At 39.1% G+C, this 14,353-nt stretch carries 14 protein-coding genes and 1 riboswitch; of the genes, 1 reads left to right on the plus strand and 13 read right to left on the minus strand.

All coding sequences use genetic code 11. The annotated features are described in order from the left end of the window. Window positions 1-129: 129 nt before the first annotated feature. A riboswitch (FMN riboswitch) is annotated at window positions 130-305 on the minus strand. 72 nt (window positions 306-377) lie between these two features. The 11 genes from V4T18_RS10910 to V4T18_RS10960 form a co-directional block, all read right to left on the minus strand. Continuing rightward, complete coding sequence (locus V4T18_RS10910) at window positions 378-1,592, minus strand: hypothetical protein (RefSeq protein ID WP_332649306.1); 1,215 nt, start codon at window positions 1,590-1,592, stop codon at window positions 378-380. Continuing rightward, window positions 1,589-2,149, minus strand: coding sequence for a sigma-70 family RNA polymerase sigma factor (locus tag V4T18_RS10915; protein ID WP_332649394.1), 561 nt, complete (start codon window positions 2,147-2,149; stop codon window positions 1,589-1,591). Before V4T18_RS10915 ends, V4T18_RS10910 begins: the two co-directional genes overlap by 4 nt. Window positions 2,150-2,325: 176 nt before the next feature. Continuing rightward, window positions 2,326-4,098 carry an ATP-binding protein gene (locus tag V4T18_RS10920; RefSeq protein ID WP_332649308.1) on the minus strand — a complete coding sequence of 591 codons (1,773 nt, stop codon included), beginning with the start codon at window positions 4,096-4,098 and terminating at the stop codon, window positions 2,326-2,328. Then, window positions 4,091-4,807 carry a response regulator transcription factor gene (locus tag V4T18_RS10925; protein ID WP_332649309.1) on the minus strand — a complete coding sequence of 239 codons (717 nt, stop codon included), beginning with the start codon at window positions 4,805-4,807 and terminating at the stop codon, window positions 4,091-4,093. Before V4T18_RS10925 ends, V4T18_RS10920 begins: the two co-directional genes overlap by 8 nt. Window positions 4,808-4,939: 132 nt before the next feature. After that, the gene (gene ccsB, locus V4T18_RS10930) at window positions 4,940-6,178 is read right to left on the minus strand and encodes a c-type cytochrome biogenesis protein CcsB (protein WP_332649311.1); all 1,239 of its coding nucleotides are present in this window, start codon (window positions 6,176-6,178) and stop codon (window positions 4,940-4,942) included. Next, complete coding sequence (gene resB, locus V4T18_RS10935; RefSeq protein WP_332649313.1) at window positions 6,175-7,827, minus strand: cytochrome c biogenesis protein ResB; 1,653 nt, start codon at window positions 7,825-7,827, stop codon at window positions 6,175-6,177. The genes ccsB and resB overlap by 4 nt, the downstream gene beginning before the upstream one ends. Before the next feature lie 12 nt (window positions 7,828-7,839). Next, on the minus strand, window positions 7,840-8,373 hold the full coding sequence (resA, locus tag V4T18_RS10940; protein ID WP_332649315.1) for a thiol-disulfide oxidoreductase ResA: 534 nt from the start codon (window positions 8,371-8,373) through the stop codon (window positions 7,840-7,842). Between the two features lie 119 nt (window positions 8,374-8,492). Then, on the minus strand, window positions 8,493-9,227 hold the full coding sequence (locus V4T18_RS10945; protein WP_332649316.1) for a pseudouridine synthase: 735 nt from the start codon (window positions 9,225-9,227) through the stop codon (window positions 8,493-8,495). A 291-nt stretch (window positions 9,228-9,518) separates the two neighbouring features. Continuing rightward, on the minus strand, window positions 9,519-10,484 hold the full coding sequence (locus V4T18_RS10950) for a D-alanyl-D-alanine carboxypeptidase family protein (RefSeq protein WP_332649318.1): 966 nt from the start codon (window positions 10,482-10,484) through the stop codon (window positions 9,519-9,521). A gap of 6 nt (window positions 10,485-10,490) precedes the next feature. Next, window positions 10,491-11,078 carry an SMC-Scp complex subunit ScpB gene (gene scpB, locus V4T18_RS10955; protein WP_332649320.1) on the minus strand — a complete coding sequence of 196 codons (588 nt, stop codon included), beginning with the start codon at window positions 11,076-11,078 and terminating at the stop codon, window positions 10,491-10,493. Next, window positions 11,053-11,829: a segregation/condensation protein A gene (locus V4T18_RS10960; protein WP_332649321.1), complete on the minus strand. Its 777-nt coding sequence runs from the start codon at window positions 11,827-11,829 to the stop codon at window positions 11,053-11,055. Before V4T18_RS10960 ends, scpB begins: the two co-directional genes overlap by 26 nt. A gap of 94 nt (window positions 11,830-11,923) precedes the next feature. Here V4T18_RS10960 and V4T18_RS10965 point away from each other — a divergent pair, with 94 nt between their 5' ends. Further along, window positions 11,924-12,442, plus strand: a complete 519-nt coding sequence (locus V4T18_RS10965) for a DUF309 domain-containing protein (protein ID WP_332649322.1) — start codon at window positions 11,924-11,926, stop codon at window positions 12,440-12,442. Here the strand turns inward: V4T18_RS10965 and V4T18_RS10970 are convergent. Continuing rightward, window positions 12,439-12,804, minus strand: coding sequence for a GNAT family N-acetyltransferase (locus tag V4T18_RS10970; protein WP_332649324.1), 366 nt, complete (start codon window positions 12,802-12,804; stop codon window positions 12,439-12,441). The two genes, V4T18_RS10965 and V4T18_RS10970, sit on opposite strands and share 4 nt — an antisense overlap. Before the next feature lie 189 nt (window positions 12,805-12,993). Continuing rightward, on the minus strand, window positions 12,994-14,310 hold the full coding sequence (lysA, locus tag V4T18_RS10975; RefSeq protein WP_332649326.1) for a diaminopimelate decarboxylase: 1,317 nt from the start codon (window positions 14,308-14,310) through the stop codon (window positions 12,994-12,996). Between the last annotated feature and the right edge of the window lie 43 nt (window positions 14,311-14,353).

Raw genomic sequence — 14,353 nt, forward strand, 5'->3', positions numbered from 1 at the left:
AAAATAGCATAAGGGAGAAATAGGCACACTTAAATAAGGGTCTATTCGTAATTCTGTACAATATTGCATATGAAAGCAACAAAATGTACAGCAAACTACGACATTTTCGTAAAAAAATGACGACCGTACCTTCACCTTCTCCCATCCAGACTATACTGTCGGCTTTGGAATCTCACCAAATCCTGCACGCGCAATGCGGCTCGCGGGCTGAAGAAGAGCTGCTGCAATGTCCTCCAAGCTAATGGTCGGAGATTGCGTCTTCTATTACCGCCGGTCGGGAATTACACCCTGCCCCGAAGATGAATCAAACTATTAAATTAGCTTACAAGTACTATTATAGGATAAATATCTGAAATGTAAACCATTTTGTTTAACACCTAGTAGCTTTCTAGCTGTTCTAAAGAAATTGTATTTGCTCCAACTGGGATCGGCAACGGAGAGCTGAAATTAAATCCTTCCCATTGTTGCTGCACAATGTTTGAAAATTGCACCTGCTTATTAAAGCCCCCCGCCGTTAAAAGCATTCCCTCAAGCATTCTCATAGCTTGTTGAGGATCGAAATCATTTAAATCAAGCGGCGTAGAAAAGGTAACTACAGCCTTATCCCCTTCTTCTACTACTGAATAGTCAACACCTTGTAGGATGGCCGTTTGATATTGGTCGTTTTCAACAATCTTCATATACTCTAGTGCCTCTTTCGCCGAGTTAAAAGAATGGTTAGAATGTGGCGCTAAATAAATCCTATCGTTCCCCTGCCCGTATAAGAAATAACTCCCCCGCTTACTTAAACTCATTGTTGTATTCGCTTGTTCTTCTTTACCAGCGCTAGGTTCGTTATGCAATACTACTCGCTCGTAACTGTTACCAAATGTGTCTAATAAGACATCCCAATCGCTGGAAACCTTATCATTATACTGGTGATCTTCTGGTAATGTATAAATTAGTGTTGACCCTTGTTCCTCAATCTTACCTTGCAACGGATGCAATTCTGTAAATCCTAAAGCTTGTTCATTTAGTGAAGCTGCATATTTACTATACAAATCGACAGCTGACGGTGATTCATGCCCAAACTCCTCAATAATCTGCTCGTTCGGAATCACAACGGTAACTGGTACACTTTCCCCATTCTTCCCTACTAGCCCTAGGTGAATTGCAGTATAAACTGAAAGCTGTTCCTGATACACGGAAGTTCGTAAATCCATATTATTTAAAGCTCTTATGCCCCGTGATTCATCCTGTTCTAATGCTACCCCACTACTTGCCCCATCATCTTCCGCTACCTCTACCTTCCTTTCAGCTGATGAATCTGATAAGGTATTTTCCGATTGGCCAGCCATTTTATCATTTGAAGTTTGAGGTGATAAAAAGTAAGCACCGCTAAACAATACGACAAATAAAGCTGCTGAAATTCCCAGTATAATTAAAGCATGATTTTTCCGTTTAACAACACTTACCGGTGGATGTTCCTCTTCAAAAGCACCCGCCTGCTGCAACTTTGCGAAGACGTCTTCCTTTGAACGATTATCCTGAATTTTTGGAGCTTGCTCTAGTAGCTTTTCAATATCTAGTTCATCCCATTTTTCATCATTCATAGCGAATTCGCCTCCTTCTGTTCCTTATTTAACCTTGCTCGCAAAGCATGAATAGCGCGGTGCTGTGTTGTTTTTACTTTCCCCTCAGTCCAACCTAAAACCTGTGCGGTCTCCTGTACCGATAGCTCTTGAAAAAAACGCATGACAATGACCATTTTTTGATCACCTGTACATAGTTCTAAAGCATGCAGAAGCCCTCTTAAATCTTCACTAAGCTCCAAAAATTGCTCTGGGGATTTTTCGGATGAAATAAGCTGCTCATTTTCCCATTCAAAAGCATTAAAATGATGTCGATCACGAACAGCCATCTTTCGAAAATGATCGATTGCTACGTTTTTAGCGATAGAAAATAGCCATGTTTTTTCAGAGCTATTTCCCCGAAAACGATCGTATGATTTCAGCACACGTACGTATACTTCGTGCGATAAATCCTCTGCAACGCTTCTATTTTTCACTAAATAAATTAAAAACTGAAAAACATCCTGATGGTATTCGTCATACAATCGATGGAAAATGGATTCTTTAGAATTCATCCATCCCACCTCCGTTCTAAATATTAGTCGTATAATACGCTAAATCGTTTCAATTCTAACTCGATCTTTAACATCATAACATAAAAAAATCCGCTTCCTTCCAATGGGCAAGGATGAAGCTTACAAAGTGCTATGCAGCACTTACTTTGCTCGATCACTCACTTACCCACAGAAGTATTGCGGATTATTTTTCCTAAGAGTTATAGCGGTAAATAGAAAGTAAAGATCGTACCTTCTTTTTCCACACTTTCAACTTTTATATTTCCCTCATGCGCTTCTACAATATTTCTTGCAATAGCTAGCCCGAGACCCGTGCCCCCCTTTGAACGTGTACGTGCTTTATCCGCCTTATAAAAACGTTCAAAAACATAAGGTAGGTCGTCTTGAGGTATACCAAATCCAGTATCCTCAACTGCTATTTTTGCATAGGAAAGCTCAGTTGTTAGTGTGACTTTTACAGTCCCATCCTCTGGCGTATGACGAATGGCATTATCGATTAAATTCGTTAATACTTGCTCGATGCGGTCCTCGTCCATTGATATCGTTATATCTTCTCGTAAGTCCGTTTGGAACAGCAGGTGCACATGCTTTTCTTTTGCAACTTGCGCAAATTTTTGCGTCATTCGCTCTAACACATGGGCAACAGGCACAATATCCTTATAAAGCCGAATATGCCCTGATTCCATTCGCGCTAAATCAAGTAAGTCTGTTACGAGACGTCCCATTCGCTGCGATTCATCATAAATAATACGTATCATTTCATTACGTTCTTCCTCGGATGAGACGACATCATCTAAAATCGCCTCCGAATAACCTTGTAGCATCGCAATCGGTGTACGAAGCTCGTGTGAAACGTTGGCAATAAAATCCGAGCGTAGCTTTTCTAAACGATTTTGCTCTGTTTTATCTCGAATGACCGCAACAGCCCCTCGAATGAGCTCCCCGCTATATAACGGACTTATCGTTAAGCTATAATAAGAGCCGTCTATCGCTAATTCCTCTTCTATTTTATCCTCAAAATCTAACACATGATCTAGCATATGGTAAATTTCTGGAGGAATCGGCTTTGCACTTTGCGAGCCTTTGCTAATAAACCATTTTTGTAGTAATTTTTCAGCCGGAGGGTTACTTACTAAAATTGTACGATCTCGATTAAACGTAATCACGGCATCCGTCATCGAGGTTAGAATGCTTGAAAGCTGCTCTTTTTCCTGATTTATTACTTCTAAATGATGTTTCAGCTGTCTAGCCATTTGGTTAAAGGCTACTGCAAGCTGACCAATTTCATCATTTTGCGTTGTCGGTACTTGTGAATCAAAGCGCCCCTTCGATAACTCAAACGCATGCTCTCGCATTTTACGTAACGGATACGTAATACGGCTCGACAGGAAGAAAGCAAAAATCGTCGTTAGGATAAACGCAATGAACGCAGAAAGGAATACAATTTTCGTCGTTTCCTTGCTCGTTTCGTGCATGGCAGCTGGACTTTGATAGATAAAAACTGCCCCATGTAGCTTTTCTTCACTTTTTAATGGAAAGCCAAGCACAACATACGATTCCTTTTTATCCTTCCCTGTTTGCGAAGGTAGGATCATCTCTTTTAATATCGGTTCATTTGATTCATAGATAGTTTCAAAGGCTTTATTAGAGAGGATGCTATCTTGGATTTCCTGTTGATTAATCCCTTCTTGAATTGCATAGACAACCTCATTGGGATTTTCTGCAATAAGGGCATTTGTATGTTCATCTAGTATGTCTTGAATGATCTTTACTTGCACGTTTCCTTCCGCTCGTTCATCAACAATACTTGCAATGGTGGACGCTGTTTGACGAAGTGAGGATTCCGCCTGCTGATTGTGATAATTTTCTAGAAACTCTAGCATAAAAACCGTGAAAATAAAAAGTACAAATGAAACGAGAAGCAATATGGTTACCCATAGCTTCCCGACAATACTATTCCATATTCTATTCATTAACGACCTCAAATTTGTAACCAACGCCCCATACCGTTACAATCATTTTTGCCGCATTTTCAGACACACGATTTAGCTTTTCGCGTAATCGTTTTACATGCGTGTCCACTGTACGTAAGTCGCCGAAAAAGTCATAATGCCAAACCTCCTTTAGTAATTGTTCACGGTCAAATACTTTATCAGGTGATTTTGCTAGGAAGTACAATAACTCATACTCTTTCGGTGTTAAGTTAACTTCTGTTCCATCTGCTGTAACACGGTGCGCGTCATGATCAATTGTTAAATGTGGAAACACCACTAAATCCTTTGAAGCAGAAGAACTTGAAACAGGTGAAAACGCTGCTGAACGGCGTAGGATTGCTTTTAGTCGAAGCACAACCTCACGTGGACTGAACGGTTTGACAATATAATCATCCGCCCCCAGCTCAAAGCCTTGTACACGATTTGCTTCTTCACCTTTTGCCGTTAGTAAAATAATCGGCGTAGTTTTCTTTTCACGAATTTCCTCACATACTTGTAAACCATCTTTTTCAGGCATCATAATATCTAAAAGAATACAATGATAGTCATTTTCAAACGCTTTTTCAATCGCTTCATTGCCATTTTCGGCTTCATCTACTATATATCCTTCACGCTCTAAATACATTTTTAACAGACGGCGAATGCGATCTTCATCGTCCACTATTAAAACAGAAATATTTTCAGACACTTGTTGTAACCCCTTTCTCGCTATCTACAATTCCTATTGTACAATTTCATTCATGAAATGAAAAGGAAAGGAGTTATCTGAAAACCCTTTTTCAGACAACTCCTCTAAACATTCTACATTTTTCTTGTTGCCTTATGAAGCAGCGTAAGAGTGTAATCCGGCAATAATTAAGTTAACAAACACTAAGTTAAACATAATAATAGTAAAGCCGATTACAGCAAGCCATGCTGATTTTTTTCCTTCCCAGCCTTTTGAAAGACGAAGATGAAGGAATGCTGCATAGAATAGCCATGTAATAAGCGCCCAAACCTCTTTCGGATCCCAGCCCCAGAAGCGACTCCATGCAATTTGTGCCCAAATCATCGCGAAAATAAGAGCACCTAACGTAAATACTGGGAAACCAATTAATACAGAACGGTAACCAATCTCATCCATAAGCTGTGAATTTACTCTTTTCACTAGAGGTTGAAGCATCGCTGAAATAGAACGACGACCTATTAAACGAATGAGTAAATAAATAACTGTACCAAATATAATTGACCACGTCAGCGTCGATAGCTTTTTCGCATTAATGAGCGCTGGCGTTTCTACTAAAGGCTCGAATGATTTATCTTCTTCTAAAACGGGCTCGTATAATTTCTTTTCTTTATCCACGAACGTTATTTCTTCATATTCATTCATACCAAATAAGGCTGGCGTATTATAGACGATTGTTTGCGGATTATCTTCCTTGTCTACATATTTATACGTCGACTCGTAGCCCATTGTCCCAAACGTAATAGACGATGCTACAAAGCCAATAACAAGTACACATGAATACATAACCGCTTCTAACCAGAAGCGCTCTTGTGATCTCTTAGTTAAATCAACATTCTTCAATAAATAAATCAAACCTGCTACGGCACTAATAGCTAGAATAGATTCACCAATTGCTGCACAAATTACGTGAATCGTTAACCAATGACTTTGCAGAGATGGTACGAGTGGTGTTACCTCTTTAGGGAACATCGCAGCATAACCGATAATTAAAACCGCAATCGGTAACGCCACCATGCCAAGTGCTGCAACACGGTACATAAAGTAAATGACGATAAATGATGCCACGATGAACATACCGAACGCTGTTGTAAATTCAAACATATTACTTACAGGTGCATGTCCAGTGTATATCCAGCGTGTAATAAAGTACGCTACGTTTGCTATAAAACCAATTATCGTTACAGTAATCGCCAGTTTTCCCCATTTTTCTGCACGAGCTGGGGCATACTCTAATTTTGAAGGTTTAATTGCACCACCAAATAAAATAGTTGCAATCAAATACGCAATAAACGCCGTAAACAATAAATATCCACTTACATCAATCAAACTCATAAGGTGTTGTCACCTTCCTTTTCTTGTTGTTCCTTTTCGGATTCTACTTGATCTACGTATTTTGGTAAATGTGCAAATTGGGTTACAGCATCTATTTCTTTTTTCATGCTGAACCAGTTTTTATTCGTATGGGCAGCCAGACGAATTGTTCCATCTTCTAGCCTTTCCACCCATAATCGACGATGGCTCCAATACGAACCAATCACTACACCAATCATAAAGATTAATCCACCTAAAAATAACAGCGGAATCGTTTTATCTTTACGAATTGTTAAACCTGTAGAATTCCTTGTTTCTACACCTTGGAATGCCATTTTATACGTATTTTCACCAAGTGGCTCTAGTGTTTGCTGGATGCCGACAAAGCTCGTTTCACCATCTGGCTTTTCAGGTGTGGTCATACGGAAAATAAATGCTGGGTTATTTGGAGAAGGTGTTTTTGTTTGTGGTACACCATCCTTAAATCCAGAGAAATCAGGTAAATACGTAATAATTTCTACTTTTGTTTTGTCATTTATAATGTATTCTCCCTGAGGATCTGTTAAATCAATGGTAATCTCACCGAGCGATTCTCCAGTTGCTTTATTTGTCAGTGCAAACCTCATCGCCTTTAGCTCATTTAAGCCGTAGTCCATTTGATAGATTGCATATCCATCATACTTAAGCGGCTCATTTACTCGGATTTCAAACGTATCTACCACTTCTAAATTATCTGTTTGCCCAGGAAGGTCACCTTCTTGTTGTTTATACAGTGTCACATTTGTTTGGAAGTTTTTCGCTAATACGTTAACACCTTGCTTCAGCTGTTCACCTTGGGCTTCATTATCATATACTTCTAAAATAAATTTATTATTTTCTATGAAATAACCGTCCATGCCATCAACTGCACGAAGTTCTCCTTCACGTAACCAAATCGACTCGTCCACATAGAAGCCTGGGAAAAGTCTCATCATCACTGCACCTAAAAAGATGATTAAACCTACGTGGTTTATGTATGGACCGTAACGTGCAAAGCGCCCTTTTTCAGCAAGTAACGCATTGTCCTCACGACGAACCTTATAGCGTAGCGCTTTCATTTTTTCTTCAATTAACTCAAGCGTCTTACCTTCCTCGGCAGCTGGCTTCCCTTCAGCAATAATACGCTGACGCTTCATAAAGCTTTGATGGCGCTTTACTCGCTGATTTTTTAGGGATTTATGTAACGGCAAGCCACGATCAATACTAGCAACAATAATCGAAATCGCAAGCATTCCTACTAAAATTTGGAACCACCAAGAGGAGTATAAATCGGCTAAACCTAATTTATAGTAGAGCTCACCGATTAAACCGTACACATCCTCGTAATAAGCAGCTTTTTCAGCTTCTGTTTGTACCTTTAACGCAAATTCTTGCGGAAAAATCGTACCGATAGAAGCAGCAATTAAATTTAAAATGATCAGGGTAATTCCAATTTTAACACTTGAAAAGAAGTTCCAAACTTTATCAACAAGTGATTTGTTGTATGTTTTTGACCGGATTGCAATACCATCATATCGCATATCGGCGATCTTTTTGTCCTTCTCCTCGACTGTAAGTGCCCGTCCACATTTTTCACATAGCTTTGTACCGACAGGATTTTCATGACTACATTCACAAATAATTTTTTCCATATTGTAAAACTCCTATCTCGGCATGATAGCCTCCATATAGGCTGCAATGCTTGCCTCGCTCATTTCACCGGTAATAATTTTTTCTACTTTTCCTTCTGGATTAATTAAAATTGTTGCTGGCAAATTCGTCACATTATAAGCTTCCATTACACTTTTCGTCTTATCAATTGCTACTGGGAAAGTTAGCCCCATAGTTTTAACATAACTTTTTACTTCAAAATCTGATTGCGCAATATTAATGGCTAGCGTTTGAACACCTTGCGACTTGTAGGCAGTATATTGACGATTCATTGCTGGCATTTCACGTTCACAAGGCTCACACCATGTACCCCAGAAATTTAAAAATACGCCTTGTCCTTTATAATCAGACAGTCGATGTGTATTACCGTTTAAATCAACAAGCTCAAAATCTGGTGCTTGAGAGCCAACCTTTAAGATTTCTACTTTATCCTTCGTAAGTGTTGAAAAAACGGTATATCCAATGGCAATGGCAAGAAGTGCTAAAATAATTCCGCGAATTACCGAACGTCGTTGTTTTTTTTCCATATTTCGCAATTCCCCCCTGTAAAAGCTCCACAATCCATTTTTTATTATATCAAAAAATTGGTTTACAACTTTTATCTATTTTGAAGTATTTATGAACGTTTACACTAAAGGGCTAGTGTTTAATCTAATTTACCTGTTTCAGCTAATACACGAAGAAGCTTTACTTCATGCTTTGTTAGCTCGCGGTATTCTCCAGGATTTAAACCAGTTAAATCTAAAAAGGCAAATCGTTCACGCTTTAATTTCACAACTGGTGTACCAATTGCTTCGAACATACGGCGCACTTGTCTGTTGCGGCCTTCATGAATGGTAATTTCACAAATTGCCTTACCAGCCTGTTCGTCAAATGATGTCATACTTACTTTTGCAGGAGCTGTTTTTCCATCCTCTAGCTTAATACCGCGCTGCAATTTTTTCAGACCCTCAATTGTTGGCACACCTTTAACACGAGCTACATATGTTTTATCGATTTTAAATTTCGGATGTGTTAGCTGATAAGAGAACTCACCATCATTTGTTAATAATAAAAGACCAGTCGTATCATAATCTAATCGTCCTACCGGGAAAATACGTTGATGTACGCGCTTTTTAAAAATATCCGTAACCGTTTTTCTACCTTTATCATCTGTGACAGCAGAAATATATCCACGTGGCTTATACAATAAAAAGTAGACTTTATCTTCCTTCTCCAATTTTACGCCCTCTACTTCAATTGTGTCTGAATTCGACACTTTTGTACCAAGCTCACGGACTACCTTTCCGTTCACCTTTACTTTTCCTTCTTGAATTAATTGCTCTGCCTTACGACGCGATGCTACACCAGCATAAGCAATTACTTTTTGTAATCTTTCCATAAGTTCACCTCATTGATTGATATGCTTCACTGTAGATGTGAAGCTAAACATCATTTTCCCGTAATCTGTTGAAAATTATGTCACACTTTAGCGGATTATTCTAGGGAAATTACTTATTTCCGTTGATATGTCATGTGTTGAAAATAAAAATACCACGTGACAGCGTGTCAGCGTGGCAATAATTGATTAATCTTGTACAAATATAAGGAGGCCTGACACTCGCCAACGAACAGCAGAGTGACGGGCCATACCAGTTTGCATACAGTCTAAGTCCGCTATACGTAACCTCTTTTATTGAACATCTACCGGAGTAGAGTATATAACTCGATTATCAAGCATTATATGCCAAACAGCTTGCCTCTTTGATCTCGTCAGCTGTAGGACATGTTGAAGCTCTTCCTCTTCCTTTTCCGATAGCAAAATACGAATTGGTTGAGCTAATTTTAGCTTTGCATGAGGCACTTCATAGGATCCTTTTTTTGCAATTTCTTCCACTTTATAATTATCATCAATCGTATCAGCAATAGATTTATGCAATTGCCAGTCATTAGATGCATTTATCGTCACAACAACAAATTTTTTCTCATCTCGCTCAAAGTAAGTAGCAAGTGTCCGGCCTGCCACTTTCGTATAGCCTGTTTTCCCAGCTAGAGCACCGACTTTTTGTGATAGAAGTTTATGTTTATTTTGCCAAGTAGTTGTTTTCCCTTTATAAATAATTGTCGAAGCGATTTTTCGGAATGTCGGATTTTTCATAGCTATTTGCAGCATTCTGGCCGTATCATAGGCACTAGATAAATGGTTTTCATTGTGCAGGCCTGATGGATTCGTAAAGCTTGTATTGATTAGCCCGTAAATTCTTGCCTTATCATTCATAAGCTTTACAAACCCTTCCTCAGAGCCGCCTACATGCTCAGCTAAAGCAAAGGCAGCATCATTTCCTGAACGAAGAAGCAATCCATATAACAAAGTCTCAACCGTCACACTCTCCCCTTCTTCTAAATAAATAGAAGAGCCTTCACTTAACGTTGCTCGCTTAGAAATAGTTACAACATCATCCAAATCACTTTCCTCAATCGCAATAAGCGCTGTCCACATCTTTGTTAAGCTGGCAATGGGTAATCTCATATGTATTTCCTCACCCATTAATACACGCCCCGTCGTTGCATCAATCGCAACATATGAGCTATTTGCACTTGCTGAAACAGGCAATATGAACACCATCAAAAGAATCAACAAAATTCTTGTCAAACTCACACTCCTTTATTCGTTAAATGCTTCCTGGAACTTCGTCAAAAATAAATCTGTTGCCTGGTCATCGTCCCCAGCCTCACTCATCTCTGGTAGCGGTGGCAGCTCTTTAATATCCTTTAAGCCGAAATAATTTAAAAATTCCTTTGTCGTCCCGTAAAGAATTGCACGACCTGTCCCCTCTGCTCGGCCAACCTCTTGAACTAAAGCACGAGATACGAGTGTTTGAATCGGGCGCTCACTCTTTACACCGCGTAAATCCTCCACCTCTGCACGCGTTATCGGTTGCTTATATGCAATGATCGCTAGTACTTCAAGAGAAGCAGAAGTTAACACTTGACTCGAAGGATTTTCAACTAGCTTTTTTATCGTATCTGCCACAGCCTGCTTTGTCGTTAGCTGATACGTACCTGCTAGCATTTTTAACGTAATGCCACGCTCCTCTGATTCATTATATTGTGTAGCTAGCTCACTTAGTCCTGCTTCTATATCAATTAGTTCTACCTCTAAATATTGTGCAAGCTGACGGGAGGATAATCCATCATCACCAGCAACAAAAAGTAGTGCTTCGATTTTACTGATCAAATTCTTCGAGTTCATCGCCAATTTCCTCCTTTTGTAGTAATACTGTTAGTTCTTCGAAGTTATTTTGCTGCTCTACAAAAACAACTTGGCGTTTCATCAATTCTAATAGGGATAAGAATGTCACAATGAGCGACTGCTTATCTTCATATGGAAAAAGCTCTGAGAAAGTCATTCTTCCCCCACTTCTTTTTAAACTATCAACTACAGAATACATTCTATCCTTTATTGAAATTTCTTGTCTCGTTACACGAGTTTGTAGCGGTTTTTTTAATTGCTTTCTGCGAAGTAGCTTCTGAAATGCACTTAGCATATCGTATACATTTACATTCGGATCAAACAATGCAAGCTGTTCATCTGGCATTAAATCGGATAAATCTGCAGGTGGTCTTGTATACACCTGAGAACGCTCAGCCTCTAATGTTTGCAAATTTGTTGCTGCTTCTTTATATTTTTTATATTCAATTAAGCGCGTAACCAGTTCATCACGTGGGTCAGGACTATCTAGATCAAACTCTGTTTCCTCTAACTCACCCTCATGAATTGGCAGAAGCATACGACTTTTAATCGCTAGTAATGTTGCCGCCATTACTAAATATTCGCTCGCTTCATTTAGCTCAAGTACTTGCATAGCATGGATATGGTCAATATATTGGCCTGTTAACTCTGCCATCGGAATATCATATATATCAATTTCCAATCGATGTATTAAATGCAATAATAAATCGAGAGGACCAGAAAAGGCTTCTAGCTTTACTTCGTAACTCATGTGTACCCACCTGTCGTTTAATGTCGGGAATATGTATACTAGATTATTGTTCTAGCATAATTATTATCATTAGTATAGAGGAAAGGTGATTGTTTTGCATCATTCGTTTCACCCACTGTATGTCGATTTTTGTACATATTTTAATGGCAATCAAGACTATTTTGAATGTCATGAGAGATTAGAGGAATACTGGAAAGAAGTAGCACCTGGCGAAAAGCTCCATCCACTCGTAGGGCTCATACAGCTAGCTACAGGGCTTTACCATTGGCGCCGTGAAAATTTTACTGGCGCAGCACGAAGTCTCGAGAAGAGTCTACGAAACTTCCATTCCAATGCCGAGTCGTCATTTTTAGCGCCATTTAGAATTGAAAACCTTATCCATCATATCGAGGATGCTTTAATAAACATAAAAAACGAAAGAGCCTTCCAATCTTTTGATCTACCTATTGAACATAAAGAACTGCAACAACTCGTCCAACATCAAATTGCTGAGCTGCCACATGAAAGCCCTCAATTCTTGTTGCACAAGCATAAGCTACGTGACCGCTCTGATGTTTTAGAGGCTAGAGCTAAAAAATTGGAGGAAAAGAGTAAAGGAAGCCGACCATCTTAAGCGTCAGCTTCCTTTAGTACGGGCATATATTTTTGTAGGAATGGCTCTGTTTCATCGTTCGGTTGAACTGTCGTAAATTGACCAATTTCACATAGCTCCTGTAGCATTTCAAAGGCTACTCCCTCTCCTCGATAGGATGGAACTACGGTAATATGTTGAATCGTTGCAACCGCATCTTGGACATAAACGCCAATAATACCAACATACTCTTCGCCCTTTTTCCATAGGTACAAAACCCAATCATCCTGTTGCTCATACTGCTGTATTGTTTCCATTAAACGCTTAATATCTTTTTCTTGTGGCATATACGAAATTAAGCCCATTGCGATCTTTTCAAGCGTCTTTTTATATCGTACTAACATCGTTACATTCCCTCAATTCTATCATTGCACATCCTATCATAACTAGAAACCGAAATGCAATAACACAATTTGCCAGCAATCAATCCCTACCAATCATCGGACTAATTACATAAATGAATAGCAATGCATAAATGATACAAAATGAGACTAGACCAGCGAACAACTTCCATTTTTTCATGTTTTGCAAGATTACTCACCCTTTTTTAATGTTAACGGGAGATCATTTACAACGATATCATCATAGCTTTCACGTTTAATCGCTAATTGATGTTCGCCAGCTTCAACAAACACAACGGCTGGACGTGGAACGCGATTATAGTTTGAGGCCATTGAATATCCGTATGCTCCTGTACAGAACATTGCTAAAATATCGCCAGCTTCCGCCTTCTGCAGCGCGGCATCCACCATTAATTTATCACCAGATTCACACAGCTTCCCTGCTACAGTATATGTACTGTCTTTCTTTTGGTCTGCTTTATTTGCAAGTACCGCCTCATATTTTGCATCATATAGGGCTGGACGAATATTATCACTCATCCCACCATCTATGGCAATATATTCTCGTACACCTGGAACTGTTTTTTGTGATCCTACTGTGTAAAGTGATGTTCCTGCATCACCAACAAGTGAACGACCTGGCTCAATCCAAATCTCCGGCATTGATAATTTTAGCTTATCACTTTCCGCTTGTACAGATTTAATCATCTCTTCAACATATACATGTGGTTGGAGTGGCGCATCCTCCTCCGTATATCGGATACCAAAACCACCACCAAGGTTAAGTACTGTACACTCGAAGCCGTGCTCTTCTTTCCATGTACCCATTTTTTGCATTACTTTTCCTGCTGCTAAACTAAAGCCATCTGTTTCAAAAATTTGCGACCCAATATGACAATGTAATCCAAGTAAATTTAAATACGTGTGTCCGTTTGTTCTTTTGAATGCTTCATCCGCCTGACCATTATTTAAATCAAAGCCAAATTTAGAATCCGCTTGACCTGTTGTAATGAAATCATGCGTATGTGCTTCAACACCAGGCGTTACACGAAGTAAAATATTCATTTTTTGTTGTTTCTTTTCCGAAATCTCTTTTAATAAGTTGATTTCATAAAAATTATCCACAACGATACAACCAATTCCAGTATCAAAAGCCATTTCAAGCTCTGGCACTGATTTATTGTTTCCATGGAAATGAATGCGCTCTGCTGGGAAGCCTGCTTTAATCGCTGTATAGAGCTCACCACCAGAAACGACATCCAACGATAAATTTTCTTGTGCTGCTAATTGATAGGCTGCGATACATGCAAACGCTTTTGATGCATAGGCAACCTGTGCTGTTACCCCTAATTTTTCGAATGTATCCTTAAAGCCACGAGCACGATCTCTAATTAAAGCTGTGTCATATACGAAAAGGGGTGTTCCGTAGATTTTTGCTAATTCTACCGAATCTACTCCACCAATTGTTAAATGCCCTTTTTTCACTTGTTGCGTACCATATAAATGCATTCTTTTCTCTCCTTCGTTTGAAAAACTAGCCTTGTGTACTAAT

This window comes from Lysinibacillus sp. 54212 (genome assembly GCF_036662795.1).
In the GTDB taxonomy this organism is placed as follows: domain Bacteria; phylum Bacillota; class Bacilli; order Bacillales_A; family Planococcaceae; genus Lysinibacillus_B.